Consider the following 15,534-nt stretch of genomic DNA (forward strand, 5'->3'; position numbering starts at 1 on the left):
GTCCGTGAAGGGGCCCCTCACGGACTGCGGCTGGCCGTGAGGGGAACCTTCAGGGACTCAGAGTCCGTGAAGGTGGCCCTCACGGATGCGGCGAGGGGTGGGAATTCGGGCTGGGCGGGCGGCGTTGGCGTGAGCGTGGACGTTCCGATTTCCGTGCTGGACCGGTCGCCCGTGCGGCGAGGGCGGGGGACCGCGCAGGCGATTCGGGACACCGTTGCGTTCGCGCGGGACATCGAAGCTCTCGGTTACCACCGATTTTGGGTTTCCGAACACCACGGCGTGCCTGGGGTCGCCGGGTCCGCGCCTGCGGTGCTCGCGTCAGCCGTCGCGGCGGCGACCTCTCGGATTCGGGTCGGGTCCGGTGGCGTGATGCTGCCCAATCATCGTCCGCTCGTGGTCGCGGAGCAGTTCGGGATTCTCGAGTCCTTGTTCCCGGGGCGGATCGACCTCGGGATCGGGCGGTCGGTCGGGTTCATCGAGCCGGTGCGGCGGGCGCTCGGGCAGGGCAAGGACGCGGCCGACGGCTTCGACGACCAGGTTCGCGAGCTTCTTGCGTTCTTCCGTGGCGAGCACGAGGGTGTACACGCGATCCCTGCCGAAGGGCTGTCGGTGCCGGTGTTTCTGCTTGCGACTGGGGCGGGCGCGGACCTCGCTGCGGCGTTGGGGCTGCCGCTGGTGATCGCTCCTGCACATGGTCAGCGTGCGATGGTGGAGGCGATTTCGCGGTACCGCGAAGCGTTCCGGTCCGATGTGGGCGATTCCTATGTCGTTGTGTCGACAGCGGTCGCGGTGGCCGATACTGCGGCGGAGGCTCGGCGGCTGTTGGTTCCCGAGGCTTGGTCCACTGTGTACTCGCGCAGCCATGGCGTGTTTCCGCCGCTTTCGCCTGCGGAGGAGATTTTGGCGTTACCGATGACTGATCGGGAACGCCGCCGTCTTGACGACACGCTGGCCAGTCAGATCAGTGGCACTCCGGATGAGGTTGAGGCACGCCTCGAGGACCTGGTCGTCGCGACTGGGGCGGACGAGTTGCTCATCAGCACCAGCACTTACGATCCGGCCGCGCGCGTCGAATCGTTTGCCGCGCTTGCTGAGTTGACTGCGGCGGAACGGCTTTCGGCCTAGCCGAGGACGATCGGCAGCTTCTCCGTCAACGACCCCAGCGCCGCCTTTTCGCTGTCGGTTGCGGCACGGCGGCCGGTCGCGATCAGGAGTGCGCTTTGGTCGTCCAGTGACGATGGCAGGGGCGAACCCAGCGCCGCCCCCACTGTCCGACGGGTCGCAGCCAGGCATTCCGCGTCTGGACCGTCCACTCCGGACAGATGCATGACCAGGTCCAGGTGGTGCAGCGTGGCTTCCACGACGTAGGTCTCGAAATAGTCCGCGACCGTCAGCACGTAATCGCGGGTTTCGACCTTCGACGCCGGATCCGCCAGCTTGGCCGCGCGTCCGGCTGCCTGGGCTAGGTCGTCGAAGTGGTGTGCCAGCCAGGCGGTGGAGCCGTAGCTGACTGCCGCGCGGCGGGTGAAGAGGCCTTCGTCGTCCATGCCGGTCGGCAGGTCGGAGCCGATTTCCCAGTATTGGGCGGCGGTGTGCGTCGGCTCCGCTTCGGTCGGGGTCGCGAGCGTGATCAGGATGTCCTGCGCGTCGATGACCAGGTGGAACACCAGGTCCTGCACCAGCCAGCCGGTACAGCCTGACGGGGCCAGCCACTGCCCGCCTTCAAGCGATTTCACAGCGTTCTGAAGTGCGTTCCAGGAGCGGAAGAAGAGGTCCACGACGGCACTTTAGCGATCACGAACCCGCGCGGCATCCGGTTTTACAGTCGTAGCAACAACTCAGTCAGCAGCCGCTGAGCCGGATCAGTCAGGTCGATGCCGGACACCTCCGACGCTCGGCGCACCCGGTAGCGCACGGTGTTCGGGTGGATGTTCAGTGAGCGCGCGGCCGTGCGGACGTCGCCGAAGGCGTTCAGGTACGCCAGCACCGCGGGCACCAGAATGTCGCCGTGGTCGGCGTCGTGGGCGCGCAGCTCGGCGAGTCGTGGGTCGCGCAGCCGAGGCTGATCTCCCAAGTAGGACAACACTTCCGACAACAACACATCGGCCCGGACGTCGGCCAGTGACGCGACGTCGGACGGCCAATGACCGCGCGTCATCGCCATCAGCACCCGGTCGGCGTCGCCGCGCGACAACGCGGCGTCGGACAGGCTCGGCACAATTCCGCCGAGTGCGGCGCTGACCGGTGCGTCGAGGTGTTTCCTTGCCGCGCCAACGATTTCCTTCGCCAATGCCAGCACTGCAGCATCCGAATGCTCCGGCAAATCCGGCAGCAACGCGTACACCCGGCCGCCGAGGACGCTCACGAGTGCGGTCCGCCGGTAGGCCGCCGTGTGCACGGCGATCAGGTGCACCAGTTCGGCCCGGCGCAGCAACCGGTCCGAAGCGGCGGTCGGCTGCTGTCGCGAGAGCGTGAATGCCAAAACTTGCGCTGGGCGCGCCGGATCGGCACCGATGTCGTCCGCGACGGACTCGGCGTCGACGCGTCCTTCCAGCAATCCGGCCAGGAGGTCCTCGCGCAGCCGCAGTTGCGGATCGGGCAGCGTTCGCGCGCGGATCAGTTGCGGGGCAAGCGTTCGGCTCGCGCCGAGCAGTGCTACCTCGGCTTGTTCGGTAAGCGGCTGCGCGCCTTCCTGAACCCAGATCGTGCCGAGCGGCTGCGATCCGGCGTGGATCCCGGCGGCGATGCGCCGGCGAATCCCCAGCTCCGGACGCTCGTCCACGCGCACGATTCCTTCGCCGGCCCGCAATCGCTGGTAGACGCCCCATTCGCGGAGGATCGCGAGGTACCGTTCCGGCCCTTCGCGGCCCAAGATCGACAACCGGCGCAGCTCGTCGACCTCGTCTCCGGCTCTTGAATACGCCAGCACGCGGCTCGCGGTGTCCTCGATGCTGACCAGGCCGCCGGTGAGCGTCGCGACCGTCTGGGCCAGCGCGAACAGGTCGCCGAGCACCTCGCCGGTTTCCGCTTCGCCGCCCGCGCGGGCCGCGTCGACCACCCCGCGAGCCAGCGCCTCGACCTGCTCCCACCGCGCTTCCGCGCCGACCGTCAGCAGCGCGACACCAGCGTCCGCCGCGACGTCCGTGCCGCCTTCGCCCTTCACTGCCACCGCAGCCGCTCCCGCGCGTCCGGCCGCTCGGATGGCCGCGGCCGCTGACCGGCCTCGCGCGCCGATCACCAGGACCAGGTCGCCGGGGTGCGTTTCGGGCGGGTCCTCGGGATCGAGGATCACCACGTCCTGCACCGGAACGCCCAGGCCGCGCGGCGCGACGAGCACCCGAACGAGCGGTTCGCCGAGCGTCGCGAGGACGTGCCGCAGCGAGGCACCGGCGAAGGGTTCGGCAACCGTCATCGCGTAGGCCGATCGGACAAAACCATATGGGCGATTCTAGCCGCTTGAACAAACCCCTGAGCGCCGCGCAGCGTTATCTTTCGGGCAACCGACGAGTAAGCCAACGAGGGAGCCGCCGTGGACGCCGTGACCCAGACCCCCGCCCCGAAGAACGAGCCGGTGCTGACGTACGCACCGGGAAGCGCCGAGCGCGCCGAGCTGGAGGGTGCGCTGAAGAAACTGGGTCAGGCCGGTCCCGTCGACCTGACGGTCACCGTCGGCGGCGAGCAGCGCGCGGGCGGCGGCGAGAAGATCGACGTCGTCCAGCCGCACAACCACGGCCACGTCCTCGGCACCATCCAGAGCGCCACGAAGCAGGACGCGACCGACGCGATCGCTGCCGCTTCGAAGGCCGCTCCGGAGTGGCGCGCGCTGTCCTACGACGACCGCGCGGCCATCCTGCTGCGCGCGGCCGACCTGCTGACCGGCCCATGGCGCGCGACGCTGAACGCGGCCACCATGCTCGGCCAGTCGAAGACCGCGACGCAGGCCGAGATCGACTCCGCGTGCGAACTCGCCGACTTCTGGCGCTTCAACGTCGAGTTCGGCCGCAGCATCCTGGACCAGCAGCCGGTCAGCTCGCCGGGCGTCTGGAACCGGATGGAGCACCGTCCGCTCGAGGGCTTCGTGTACGCGATCACGCCGTTCAACTTCACCGCCATCGCCGGCAACCTGCCCACCGCGCCCGCCCTGATGGGCAACACCGTGCTGTGGAAGCCGTCGCCGACGCAGAGCTTCGCCGCGCACCTGACCATGCGGCTGCTCGAAGAGGCCGGCATGCCGCCGGGCGTGATCAACCTGCTGCCGGGCGACGGCAAGGCCGTCTCCGAGGTCGCGCTGACGCACCGCGACCTGGCGGGCATCCACTTCACCGGCTCCACCCCGACCTTCCAGCACCTGTGGGGCACTGTCGGCGCGAACATCGCAGGGTACCGCAGCTACCCGCGTCTCGTCGGCGAGACCGGCGGCAAGGACTTCGTGCTCGCGCACCCGTCGGCCGATATCGACGTGCTTCGCACTGCGCTTGTCCGTGGAGCGTTCGAGTACCAGGGCCAGAAGTGCTCCGCTGCTTCGCGTGCGTACGTTCCGCGCAGCATCTGGGAGCAGATGAAGGACGGCCTTGCCTCCGAGACCGCCGCGATCAGCTACGGCGACGTCACCGACCTGTCGCACTTCGGCGGCGCTGTGATCGACCGTCGCGCCTTCGACAAGCACGCCTCGCTCTTCGAGCGCGTGAAGAACGACAGCGAGGTCGAGATCCTCGTCGGCGGCACTGCGGACGACAGCGTCGGCTACTTCGTGCAGCCGACCGTCCTCGTGTCGACGAACCCGAAGCACGAGATCTTCAGCACTGAGTACTTCGGGCCGATCCTGTCGGTGTACGTGTACGAAGACGCTGAGTTCGACTCGGTGCTGAAGCTGGTCGACGAGACCGCCTCGTACGCCCTCACCGGTGCCATCATCGCGAACGACCGCACGGCCGTCGCGAAGGCGTCGCAGGCGCTTCGGTTCGCCGCGGGCAACTTCTACGTCAACGACAAGCCGACCGGCGCTGTCGTCGGCCAGCAGCCGTTCGGCGGGGCGCGCGCCTCGGGCACGAACGACAAGGCCGGTTCGGTCTTCAACCTGCTCCGCTGGACGAGCCCGCGCTCGATCAAGGAGACGTTCGTGCCGCCGACCTCCGTGCGCTACCCGCACCAGGGCTGAGAAGGAGACACCGCCATGCTGCGTGCCCCGTTGCTCGCCGCCGCTCGTTCGCGGCGGATGCGTGCGCTGATCGAAGCGGTACCGGTCACCCGGTCCGTGGTGCGCCGGTTCGTGTCCGGCTCGGCTACCGCCGACGCCGTGCGCGCCGCACGGGAATTGGCCGCCGACGGCCGGAAGATCACCATCGACCACCTCGGCGAAGACACCACTGACGCCTCACAGGCCACCGCTACGGTGCAGGCGTACGAGGAGTTGCTGACGGCGCTGTCCGAACAGGGTCTTGCGAAGGGCGCGGACGTTTCGGTGAAGCTGTCCGCGGTCGGGCAGTTCCTGCCGGGTGACGGCGAAGGCGTCGCGCTCGAGAACGCGCGCAAGATCTGCGCGGCGGCCGACGCGGTCGGCGCGACGGTGACGCTCGACATGGAGGACCACACCACCACGGATTCGACGCTCGGCATCCTTCGCGAACTGCGCGCCGAGTACCCGTGGGTGGGCGCGGTGCTGCAGGCATACCTGCACCGCACCGAGCAGGACTGCCGCGAGCTGTCCGGTCCCGGGTCGCGCGTGCGGCTGTGCAAGGGCGCTTACGCCGAGCCGGAATCGGTGGCGTTCCAGGACAAGTCCGAAGTGGACAAGTCCTACGTGCGCTGCCTGCGGGTGCTGATGGCGGGCAAGGGTTACCCGATGGTGGCCTCGCACGACCCGCGGATGATCGCGATCGCCGGCAAGCTCGCGGCCGACGCCGGGCGCGCGAACGGCGACCACGAATACCAGATGCTGTACGGCATCCGGCCCGAGGAGCAGAAGCGGCTCGCCGGCGAAGGCGAGACGATGCGCGTGTACGTGCCCTGCGGCGACGAGTGGTACGGCTACTTCATGCGCCGGCTGGCCGAGCGGCCGGCGAACCTCGCGTTCTTCCTGCGCGGGCTCGTCACCCGGTCCTGATCCACTGCGAAGGCCCGGCACCCTGGTGGGTGCCGGGCCTTCGTGTTTCCCCGGGTAGTGCGCCTGCGTTGGCTGGGCTCAGGCCTGCTCGGCTTCTTGCGCGGCAGCGGCCTTGCGCACCTCGTCCATGTCGACCTCGCGGGCCTGGCGGATGAGGTCTTCCAGCGCGGCTTCCGGAAGGGCGCCGGGCTGGGAGTAGATGAGGGTCTTGTCGCGGATCACGGCGAGCGTCGGGATCGAGCGGATGTTGAACGCCGCGGCGAGCTGCTGCTCGGCTTCGGTGTCGACCTTGGTGAAGGCGATGTCGCCGTGCTTTTCCGACGCCTTCTCGAACACCGGTGCGAACTGGCGGCACGGGCCGCACCAGCTCGCCCAGAAGTCGATCAGGACGAACTCGTTGTCGGTCACGGTCTGGTCGAAGTTGTCCGCGGTCAGTTCCACTGTGCTCATGCGCGGTTCAACGAACGAGCCGGGTGGGGAATTCCCCGGGGCGCGGTAGCGTCCTGGTGGGTGTCCGACACAGTCTTGGAGGTTTGAGGTGGCTGACGGGATCTTGGGACGGATCGACGAGCTGATCGCGGAGGAGAAGGAGCTGCGCGACCGGGCGATCGGGGTCGGGTTGTCCTCGGACGACCGGGAGCGGTTGCGCCGGGCCGAAGAGGCGCTGGACCAGTGCTGGGACCTGCTGCGGCAGCGGCGGGCGCGGGTCGAGTTCGACGACGATCCGGACGAGGCTTCGGTCCGGTCGGTCGGCGAGGTCGAGGGGTACCGGCAATAGCTCTTCGTTCTGCCAAAAGCTAACTGTTAGCTTTTGGTAACCGGCCAGGTTTTGTGGCTGATAGCATCCGCGGATGACTGAGCCGTCCGGGCGGCGCGAGCGCAAGAAGGCTGCGACCCGCCAGAAGATCGCCGACACCGCGCTTCGGCTGTTCCTCGAACGCGGGTACGACGAGGTGGGCATCCGGGACATCGCGGCCGAGGCCGACGTCGCCGTGACCACGGTCTTCTCGCACTTCTCCTCGAAGGAAGCGCTGGTCTTCGAGCAGGACTCGACCTTCGAGGGGAGCCTTCGGGGAGCGGTCGAGGGGCGGGAGCCGGCGGAGTCGCTGATCCCGGCGTTGCGGGGCGAGATCCAGGCGCTGGTGCGGCATTGCACCGCGGAGAGCGTCGCGCCGGTCTGGCGGATGATCGACGGGTCGCCGGCGCTGCGGGAGTACGAGGAATCGATGCGGCTGCGGCACGCGGAGTCGCTGGCGGCGGCGATGGCTGCCGATCCCGGGCTCGGACGGACTCCGACGGCGTGCCGCGCGATCGCCCGGTTCGTGGTCGACGCCTATTCGGTGGCCCGCGAAGCGGCTGACCCGGAGGCCGCGGTGGACGAGGTTTTCCGGATGATCGAGGCGGCTTGGGCGGCTGCCAGTCCTGCTGCGTCCCGTTAGGACGATCCTTGCGCGCCGAATCGTTCCGGGTTCGCGTCTGGGCCGCGCTGTTCGGTCGCGAGTGGCGAAATTCGGTGCCGTACCGGGGTTTTCGATACTCCCGGTGAGATCTTCGGTCTCAGGTGGGGGAGCGGATCCCACTGGGTCGAGTGATGCGCTCTCGAACACTTGTTCGAGATACTGGGTGGGTGTTCGAAACGACTTCGGCGGGGCAGCCCCGGTCCCGCCCGCTCAGACCACAGCGGGGCCAAGGGCAGCTCTACCGGATCACTCGGCTGCTGCGCGGCGGATGGCGGCGATATCTCGGCGAGATGGAACCGTTCGACAGACGCGCGGCGGAAACCTCAAGGCGTGCGGGTAACGGCGCTTGCTCAGCCGGTCGGTCCCTAAGCCGGGCAGAGGGTGCCGCTGTCCGGGATCTTGCCGTCGATCAGGAAGGACTGAGCGGCGGCGGTGACGCAGGAGGACTGGCCGACCGCGCCGTGCGCGACGCCTTGCCACGTGACGGTCACGGCGCTGGGCATCTGGTCCGCGGCCCGGGTGGTGCCGATCTGCGGCGTCACCGGGTCGGTGGCGGTGGCGGCCACCATGATGGGCGGGGCGCCCGGCGCACCGGCGGGAGGCAGCGCCTCGCGGCGGACCGGCCAAGCGCCGCACCAGGCGAGTTCCTGGGCGACGGCTGCGCCGAACTGCGGGTATTTCGCGCGCATTCCCGCCGCGGTGCGGTCCAGCTGATCGGCGGGCAGCCGGGTGGTCGAGTCGTTGCACCGGGTCGCGATGGTGCCGCCGATGCGCGACGTGCGTCCGCGGACGTCCGCGACGATCGGATTCGCGAAGCCGGCCAGCGCGGTGATGTCGCCGTTCTTCGCGGCGTTCAGCGCGTCGGCGAGGGCCGGCCAGTTCGAACGGTCGGCGAGCGCTTGGTACACCGCGTAAGTCGCCACGCCCGGGCTCATCGTCACACCGTCGTCAGTGTCCACAGGGGACGTACGGAGTCGATCGGTCACCGTCTTCAGCGCGGCTTTCGCATCGCCCAACGGGCAGTTGCGGGCGGCGCAGTCCGCGGAGAAGGCGTCGAACGTCGACTGGGTGCCAGCGGCCACCGCGTCGAGCACGGCCGCCCGGTCCTCGCCCGGGTCTGGAATGCCGTCCAGCACCATGCGGCCCACCTGCGCCGGATAACGCACCGCGTACTCCGAAAGCACCTTCGAACCGTCGCCGCGGCCGAGCGCGTTCAGCCGGTCCAGGCCCAGTTGCTTGCGCAGCTGGTCGAGGTCTCCGGCGGTGCGCCAGCTGTCCAGCGCGGTCTGCGCGGTGTCGAGGTCGAGCGCGCACTGCTGACCTGCCCGGCGGGCCGCGTCGAGCACCTCGCCGAGGCCGCCTTCCGCCGGGTCCGCGCCCAGCAGGTCGGAACGCACCTCCAGCGGCACGCACTGCACTCCGCCGGACAGCCCGGTGCCGCGCCGGTCCACGCCGATCAGCGAGAACTTCTTGAGGAACTCCGGCGGCAGTTTCGTCGCCAGGCGCGCGGCGAACAGCGAGCCCGGCTCGCCGCCGACGTCGTTGACCACCACGAGCGGGATCGGGCCGTCGCCTGCCTTGAGCACGAGGATGCGGGCGAGCAGATGCTGCGAGTCGTCGGGCGCGTCGAGCGGGGAAGTCAGGCGCGCGCAGCTGAGGTGCAGCGAATCGGGCAGCGCCGGAGCGGCCATCCGCTGCCGGGTGTCCGCGTCGCAGTTGGCCCACCGCAAGGCGGACTTCTTGGGCTCGGCCAGCGGCGGCAACGGCACCGCGGCAGCGCTCGGGGGCGGCGCGGTGGTAGCGCGCCCGTCGTTGTCGATCACCGCGGGCCGCACGGAGGGCCCGCTGGTGCACCCGGCCAGCAGGAGCACTCCCAGCGTCGCCGCCACCAGCCGGGCGCGCGAACGGAAACGGCTGGGGGAACGGCGGTGCACGGGCTGATCCTCACGTCTGCTCGGCGGAACTCTCGGACGAGCTTGGCACGCGTGGTGTGGGAAGCCAGTGAGCGGGTCCTGCGGCGTGTCCGGTCCACGCTGGTCCGGGCGGCCCGGGTCCGGTCAGCGGGTCCGCACGACCTCGCCCCGGAACACCGCCGACAGGTCGTAGCGCGCCGGCTCGTCCAGCTGCGAGTAGCCGCACGACGACGGTTCCCGGTCCGGCCGCCAGCGCGCGAACTGGGCGGTGTGCCGGAAGCGCGACGGATAGCCGCCCTCCGTGTGCTCGTACGAGACCTCCACCACGCGCTCCAGCCGCAAGGGCACCCACGGCTGTTCCTTCGACCGCCAGCGTGTGATTCCGCCCGGGATCCGCTGTCCTTCGCGGACCGCGTCGCCCAGCCACGGATGTCCTTCGCCGTCAGTGATCAGCGGGGCCAGCTCCTGCGCCAGCTCGCGGCGGCGCGCGACCGGGAACGAACCGACCACGCCGACGTGGTGCAGCAGTCCGTTGTCGTCGTACAGGCCCAGCAGGAACGAGCCGACCGCCTCGCCCGGTTCGCCGTCCACGTGCCAGCGCAGGCCCGCCAGCACGCAGTCCGCGGTGCGGGAATGCTTGTATTTGAACAAAACCCGCTTGCCTGGCGAATACGGCTCGCTCAGCGGCTTGCCGATCACGCCGTCCAGCCCGGCTCCCTCGAACAGCTCGAACCAGTGCCGCGCGATTTCCGGATCGGTCGTCGCCGGCGTCAGCGCGATGCCCGGCAGCGACTCGAGCCGTTCGCGGCGCGCCGAGGTCGGCTCGTCCAAGAACGACTCGTCGCCCAGCGCGAGCACGTCGAAAGCCACGAACTGCGCGGGCGACTGTTCGGAGAGCAACTGGACGCGGCTTTCCGCCGGGTGGATGCGCTCGGTCAGCGCGTCGAAGTCGAGCTTGCCATCGCGGGCAACCACCAGTTCGCCGTCGAGCACGACCCGTTCCGGCAGGGATTCCCTGAGCGCGGCGAGCACCTCCGGGAAATAGCGGTTCAGCGGCTTCTCCGCGCGCGACTGCAGGGTGATCTCGTCGCCGTCGCGGAAAACCAGGCAGCGGAACCCGTCCCACTTCGGCTCGAACAGCAGGCCGCCGGAATCGGGGATCGCTTTCGCCGGCTTCGCCAGCATGGGCTTGATCGGTGCCTGCACAGGGAGGGCCATGCGGGCATTCTGGGCGAAACGCGGGATCAGCGCACGCGTGCCGAGCCGGTCGTGTCGAGTTCGAGCCGCACCGCGGTCGGCAGGGTCTCAACGCCGAGCGATTCCCTGGCGCGGGTCAGCACATACGCGTCGAGGTCTTCCCACACCCGCCGGACTTCCGTGTCCTCAGCCAGCCAGAGCGTGATCCGCAACGCCGGTTCAGCCACCGTGCCCACGGACCGGACGCGCGCCCGAGCGACCCCGGCAACGCTCTCCGCGTCCGCTTGCACCGCCCCGGCCAGCGCTCCGGCGGTGACAGTCAGCTCCTCGCCGACCGTCTCGTCGAGCTTCAGGTCCGGACGGCGTTCCGGGCGCAGCGAACGGAAAAACCACCACAGCCCGAACACCAGCAGCAGCACCCCGAGCACGACCGCACCGATCCGCGCGTACAGCGCGTGGTCGCCGAGCCAGCCGACTGCGATCGGGTCGAGCACCGGCCGGTGCCCCCGGAACTGCCCGAGCCATCCCATGCCGACCACCAGCGCACCGGCACCAGCCAGCAATCCGAGCACGCCGACCAGGGAGGTCAGCGTGCGCTCGGCACCGTGCGAACGGCCTTGCGCGCGACGCGCCGCGGAAGCAGCCATCACCGGTCCTTCGGAGAGTCGACGACCACAGACACCTTCGGGCGGCGCTGAAGCGGGAGATCGTCCAGTACTCCTGAGACGGTCTCCAACAGCCGCGGCCGCAGCTGTTCCTCGTTTTCCAGCCGGCTCGTCGCGCGCACGCGCACCTTGCGGGAGCTGGCTGTCACGGACGCGCCGCGCACGTTGTCCTCCGCGCGCACCGCCAGCCCGACCAACCGCGCGAGCGCTCGCGGCGAAGTGCTCACCGTGATGCCGTCGGCGGGATCGGTCATTCGCACCGCGCGATCGCCCGCGCCGAGCGCCAGCAACAGGAGCACGAGCCCGGCGAGCACCGCGATCCCGGCGGCGATCCGGACCGGCGTGCTGCTCCAGTCCAGCTCGGCGATGCGGGTCTTCCACCGCGGCCACGGCACGAGCAGCGGTTCCTTGCCGGGCTGCCACCAGGCCCACCCGACCTCGAGCGCCAGCAACGCGCCGCCGGCCGCGACGGCCAGACCGAGCAACGTGGACAGAAGACGGACGAGGACGCGCATCATCGCACCCTCGGCGGCACGTCCGGCAGCAGCGCGGTGACCGTCACCGCGACCGAACGCACGTGATAGGAGGTGATGCGTTCGACCTCTTCGACGACCTTGGCGCGCACCTGCCCGGTCACTTCCCGCACCGGAGCCGGATAGCGCAGCGCGAGATCGAGGGACAGCTCCACGTCGTTGTCCGATCCGCCGACCTTGGCGGACGCACCGGAGGTCCCGGTGCTGACGCCCGCGACGCGGCGCTCGGTGAGCATCGTCCCGGGCACCAGGTCGGCGGCGTGCTGCGCGACCTTGCGCACCACGGCGTGCGCGATGGTCAGCGAACCGCGCTCGGCGGGCTCCGGAAGGTCGCTGCGGGACGGCCCTGCCTCGACCGCCCGGGTCACTTGTCTCGGCCCTTCCCGAACAGGTCGCCGAGGTCGAGTTCGCCGTCGAGGACCCGGCCGACCACGAGCCCGATGATGCCGACCGCGAAGGTCACCAGGAAAGCGGTGAACCCCTGGGTGGCGGCCAGGCCGAGAATCAGCCCGGCGAGGATCCCGGTCTGCGTAGCGTTCAACGTGCGCCCTCCTGGGATTGCGTGCTGCGGCGATTGAGGTTGATGCCTGATTGACGTGCTGCGGTGCTTGGTTCGGCGCTGCTGGCGGGTCCGTGACCGGCGTGGCGAGTACGTTCGCGGCTGCTGCTTCGCCTTGCTCGGTGCTTCGGAGTGCCGGAGCTGGCGCGCTGTCGCTCGGCCCTTCCGCGAAACCCAAGTCGGCCTGGCCGCCGTCGGTGCCCTGCGCTCCGGCGCACCGGCGATCACCCGGTCATTCGACTCGGCTCGACTCGGGTTCGTCTTCTTCGCCGGGCAGGTGGACGTCGTTGACCGAGATGTTGACCTCGATCACCTCGAGTGCGGTGATCTGCTCGACCGAGGTGATGACGTTGCGCCGCACGTCGCGCGCGACCTCCGCGATCCGCGCGCCGTATTCGACGACGACGTCGAGGTCGATCGCGGCCTGCTTCTCACCGACCTCGACCGAGACGCCCGCGGTGGAGGTCGCGCCCGAGCCCGGGATCCGGTCGCGGATAGCTCCGATCGCCCGAGAGACCCCGCCGCCGAGTGCGTGCACGCCCGCGACCTCGCGCGTCGACAACGCCGCGATCTTCTGCACGACCAGCGACGAAATCGTGGTGCGCCCGGCGGTGTCCGTCTGCTCGAGCGACGTCAACGCGGCAGACGGAACAGCCGTCGGGACATCGGGCCGGTTCGGGGTCGGCATGGTTCCTCGCTCCCTGTATGCGGACATGGCGCGTCCAGTGTCGCCGCGAGCGGCCCGCGGCGCCGGAGACGTGCCCGCCCGAACGACCTCCCGACCGGGCGAATACTCACGCGGCATCCCTCGAATGGGTGAGTCTGCGCGCTGTCCGCGAGGCGGCAGACGGGAGTTTGGGCTGCTAGTCCGCACGCCGGTGATCGACCACGCTCGGTCCCGTCCGCCGCCGCTCGCCGCAGTCTGATGGCACCGTTCGGCCCAGAGCCACGGTGTCGGGCCGCCGCTGGTGCCGCGACTCAGCCCAGCGCGGCTGTTCGAGGCCAGATACTTCGTCCTGCCCCGGAGCCAGCCTCGCAGCCTCGCCCGCCGCAGTGGTGTCAGGCCAGCCGCTTCGTCGTGCCCCGGAGGCAGCCTCGCAGCTTCGCCCGCCGCAGCGGTGTTGTCAGGCCAGCCGCTTCGTCGCGGCCCGCGGCGAGCGCCGCAGCGCGGCCCAGCGCGGGTAGTGCCAGACCAGCCACTTCTTCACCGCGTGCGCCGAGTCAGCGCCGCAGTGCGGCTCGGCGCGGGGGTGTCCGGCCCACCGCTTCACCGCTCGCACTGCGGCCAGTGACGCAGCCGGATCCATCATCGCAGCGCCGGACCAGCAACGCGGCCCGGTGACAGTCACCACACGCGCCCCGCCGCACCCAACGCGCCTGCGGCCGAAGGCGGCTCCGACCGGGGGATTTGTCGCGTCCGGGCGTGCTGAGGCGAGCCGAGCCCGCCGGGGCAGTCCGGATAGGCTTTCCGACCATGCCCGCAGCTGCGCTGACCGACCGGTTTCCCGAGCTTGGGGCCGACGAGCTGATCGCGTCCCTCGTCCCGCCGCCGCGGTTTGGCGAGGCTCGGTTTTCCACTTACCTTCCCAACCCGGACGAGCCCAGCCAGGCGGCCGCGGTCGAGGCGTGTTCCGCGTTCGCTTCGCGGATCGGCGCGGCCAAGGCCAAGAAGTCCCGGCTGCGGTCGCTCTTCGGCGGCGGGGCGGCGATTCCGGACGGGCCGATGGGCCTCTACCTCGACGGCGGCTTCGGCGTCGGCAAGACCCACCTGCTCGCCTCGACCTGGCACGAGACTCCGGGGCCCAAGGCGTACGGGACGTTCGTCGAGCTGACCCACCTCGTCGGTGCGCTCGGGTTCGCGAACGCGGTCGCGCGGCTGTCCGAGCACCGGCTGCTGGCGATCGACGAGTTCGAACTCGACGATCCTGGCGACACCACGTTGGTCAGCCGGTTGCTACAGGAACTCACCGACGCGGGCGTCTACGTCGCGGCGACCTCCAACACCCTGCCGGACAAACTCGGTGAGGGGCGGTTCGCGGCGGAGGACTTCCTGCGCGAGATCCAGGCGTTGTCGCGGAGGTTCGGCGTTGTGCGGGTCGACGGGCCGGATTACCGGCACCGCGGGCTGCCGGATGCGCCGCCGCCGGTCAGCGACGACGAGATCGACGCCTCCGCGGCCGCGCACGAAGGGTCCACTGTGGACGAATTCGGCGCGTTGACGGCGCATCTCGAGCGGCTGCATCCCTCGCGCTACGGGAAGCTGCTCGCCGGGGTGCGGCGAGTGCACCTCAAGCACGTGACGCCGGTGCCGGACCAGATGGTCGGGCTGCGGCTGGTCGCGTTGGCCGACCGGCTGTACGACCGGGCGATCCCGGTGGTCGTGTCCGGCGTGCCGCTGCCCGAGCTGTTCGGCGAGGAGATGCTGAACGGCGGTTACCGCAAGAAGTATCTGCGCGCGATCAGCCGGTTGACGGCTCTGGCGCGCGACGCGGTGACAGCGCCGCCCGCAGCGCGGTGACCACGGCGGCGGCGAAGCAGACGCCGCCGGCGATGTCCGTGAGGTAGTGGTAGCCGAGGCCGATCATACCGACGGCCGCGCAAGCGACCAGCACCGCGCCTACCACGACGGCGACCGCTTTGAACCGAACCAGCAGCACCACGACGGTGAGCACGGCTACCAGGCTGACGGTGTGGCCGCTCGGGTAGACGAGCGTGCCGCTTTTCCAACGGTCGAACACGGGTTTCAGCGCCCAGCTGTTGAGCGCGATCGCGACGAAGGGGCCTGCCACGGCGAGTAATGCGTCAAGCCGGTTGCGCCGATAGAGACAGATTCCGGCGATGACGACGACGGCGGGGATCAGCACGTACGGCTCGGTGGGCAGCACGAGCGTGTTGAGCAAACCCGGGTTCAGCTTCGAGGCAGACCTCTCGGCCCATTGGTCCACAGTGCCCGGTGCGTACGGCGCGACGAGCAGTCCCAACACAAGCGTGGCGAGCGCGCAGAGCGCGGCGAAGAGGGCGAGAGCCCGCCTGGCGGTCACGGCGCGAAGCCTAGTCACATTCATGGTGGCGCGCGGGTCCTCCTTTCGGCACTGGCGATCGGA

The 15,534-nt window shown here is 69.9% G+C and carries 18 protein-coding genes; 6 read left to right on the forward strand and 12 right to left on the reverse strand.

What is annotated here, in order from left to right; genetic code table 11:
- Positions 1–129: 129 nt before the first annotated feature.
- Complete coding sequence (locus D0D37_RS35795) at positions 130–1,125, forward strand: MsnO8 family LLM class oxidoreductase (protein ID WP_116205009.1); 996 nt, start codon at positions 130–132, stop codon at positions 1,123–1,125.
- Here the strand turns inward: D0D37_RS35795 and D0D37_RS35800 are convergent.
- Positions 1,122–1,778: a maleylpyruvate isomerase N-terminal domain-containing protein gene (locus tag D0D37_RS35800; RefSeq protein WP_116205010.1), complete on the reverse strand. Its 657-nt coding sequence runs from the start codon at positions 1,776–1,778 to the stop codon at positions 1,122–1,124. The two genes, D0D37_RS35795 and D0D37_RS35800, sit on opposite strands and share 4 nt — an antisense overlap.
- A 41-nt stretch (positions 1,779–1,819) precedes the next feature.
- Positions 1,820–3,412, reverse strand: a complete 1,593-nt coding sequence (locus D0D37_RS35805) for a PucR family transcriptional regulator (RefSeq protein WP_116205011.1) — start codon at positions 3,410–3,412, stop codon at positions 1,820–1,822.
- Positions 3,413–3,529: 117 nt separating this feature from the next.
- Between D0D37_RS35805 and pruA the strand changes: the two genes are divergently transcribed.
- Entirely contained in the window at positions 3,530–5,158 is a 1,629-nt protein-coding gene (gene pruA / locus D0D37_RS35810; protein WP_116205012.1) for an L-glutamate gamma-semialdehyde dehydrogenase, read from the forward strand.
- 15 nt (positions 5,159–5,173) lie between these two features.
- On the forward strand, positions 5,174–6,103 hold the full coding sequence (locus tag D0D37_RS35815) for a proline dehydrogenase family protein (RefSeq protein WP_116205013.1): 930 nt from the start codon (positions 5,174–5,176) through the stop codon (positions 6,101–6,103).
- Positions 6,104–6,181: 78 nt separating this feature from the next.
- On the opposite strand, the gene trxA is transcribed toward D0D37_RS35815, so the two are convergent.
- Positions 6,182–6,553 (reverse strand): thioredoxin, encoded by a 372-nt coding sequence (gene trxA, locus D0D37_RS35820; RefSeq protein WP_116205014.1) that lies wholly within the window; start codon positions 6,551–6,553, stop codon positions 6,182–6,184.
- 88 nt (positions 6,554–6,641) lie between these two features.
- Here trxA and D0D37_RS35825 point away from each other — a divergent pair, with 88 nt between their 5' ends.
- Positions 6,642–6,881 (forward strand): DUF2630 family protein, encoded by a 240-nt coding sequence (locus D0D37_RS35825; RefSeq protein ID WP_116205015.1) that lies wholly within the window; start codon positions 6,642–6,644, stop codon positions 6,879–6,881.
- Between the two features lie 73 nt (positions 6,882–6,954).
- On the forward strand, positions 6,955–7,542 hold the full coding sequence (locus tag D0D37_RS35830; RefSeq protein ID WP_116205016.1) for a TetR/AcrR family transcriptional regulator: 588 nt from the start codon (positions 6,955–6,957) through the stop codon (positions 7,540–7,542).
- A gap of 386 nt (positions 7,543–7,928) precedes the next feature.
- Here the strand turns inward: D0D37_RS35830 and D0D37_RS35835 are convergent, their stop codons facing one another.
- The 8 genes from D0D37_RS35835 to D0D37_RS35870 all read right to left on the reverse strand — a co-directional run bounded on the left by D0D37_RS35835 (position 7,929) and on the right by D0D37_RS35870 (position 13,779).
- Positions 7,929–9,497, reverse strand: a complete 1,569-nt coding sequence (locus D0D37_RS35835; RefSeq protein ID WP_162834629.1) for an alpha/beta hydrolase — start codon at positions 9,495–9,497, stop codon at positions 7,929–7,931.
- A 123-nt stretch (positions 9,498–9,620) separates the two neighbouring features.
- Positions 9,621–10,694, reverse strand: a complete 1,074-nt coding sequence (locus D0D37_RS35840) for an ATP-dependent DNA ligase (protein ID WP_116205017.1) — start codon at positions 10,692–10,694, stop codon at positions 9,621–9,623.
- Positions 10,695–10,720: 26 nt separating this feature from the next.
- Positions 10,721–11,320, reverse strand: a complete 600-nt coding sequence (locus D0D37_RS35845) for an alkaline shock response membrane anchor protein AmaP (protein ID WP_116205018.1) — start codon at positions 11,318–11,320, stop codon at positions 10,721–10,723.
- Positions 11,320–11,853, reverse strand: a complete 534-nt coding sequence (locus D0D37_RS35850) for a DUF6286 domain-containing protein (RefSeq protein ID WP_116205033.1) — start codon at positions 11,851–11,853, stop codon at positions 11,320–11,322. The genes D0D37_RS35845 and D0D37_RS35850 overlap by 1 nt, the downstream gene beginning before the upstream one ends.
- Positions 11,853–12,239 (reverse strand): Asp23/Gls24 family envelope stress response protein, encoded by a 387-nt coding sequence (locus tag D0D37_RS35855; protein ID WP_116205019.1) that lies wholly within the window; start codon positions 12,237–12,239, stop codon positions 11,853–11,855. Before D0D37_RS35855 ends, D0D37_RS35850 begins: the two co-directional genes overlap by 1 nt.
- Complete coding sequence (locus D0D37_RS47190; protein ID WP_009075692.1) at positions 12,236–12,412, reverse strand: hypothetical protein; 177 nt, start codon at positions 12,410–12,412, stop codon at positions 12,236–12,238. Before D0D37_RS47190 ends, D0D37_RS35855 begins: the two co-directional genes overlap by 4 nt.
- 250 nt (positions 12,413–12,662) lie before the next feature.
- Positions 12,663–13,118, reverse strand: a complete 456-nt coding sequence (locus D0D37_RS35865) for an Asp23/Gls24 family envelope stress response protein (RefSeq protein WP_208720291.1) — start codon at positions 13,116–13,118, stop codon at positions 12,663–12,665.
- A 436-nt stretch (positions 13,119–13,554) separates the two neighbouring features.
- Complete coding sequence (locus D0D37_RS35870) at positions 13,555–13,779, reverse strand: hypothetical protein (RefSeq protein WP_162834630.1); 225 nt, start codon at positions 13,777–13,779, stop codon at positions 13,555–13,557.
- Positions 13,780–13,904: 125 nt separating this feature from the next.
- Here D0D37_RS35870 and zapE point away from each other — a divergent pair, with 125 nt between their 5' ends.
- Positions 13,905–14,948, forward strand: coding sequence for a cell division protein ZapE (zapE, locus tag D0D37_RS35875; RefSeq protein WP_116205021.1), 1,044 nt, complete (start codon positions 13,905–13,907; stop codon positions 14,946–14,948).
- Here the strand turns inward: zapE and D0D37_RS35880 are convergent.
- Positions 14,890–15,471, reverse strand: a complete 582-nt coding sequence (locus tag D0D37_RS35880) for a phosphatase PAP2 family protein (protein WP_341868009.1) — start codon at positions 15,469–15,471, stop codon at positions 14,890–14,892. The genes zapE and D0D37_RS35880 overlap by 59 nt on opposite strands.
- Positions 15,472–15,534 lie beyond the last annotated feature (63 nt).

It is taken from the genome of Amycolatopsis circi, from assembly GCF_003385235.1.
GTDB lineage: Bacteria > Actinomycetota > Actinomycetes > Mycobacteriales > Pseudonocardiaceae > Amycolatopsis > Amycolatopsis circi.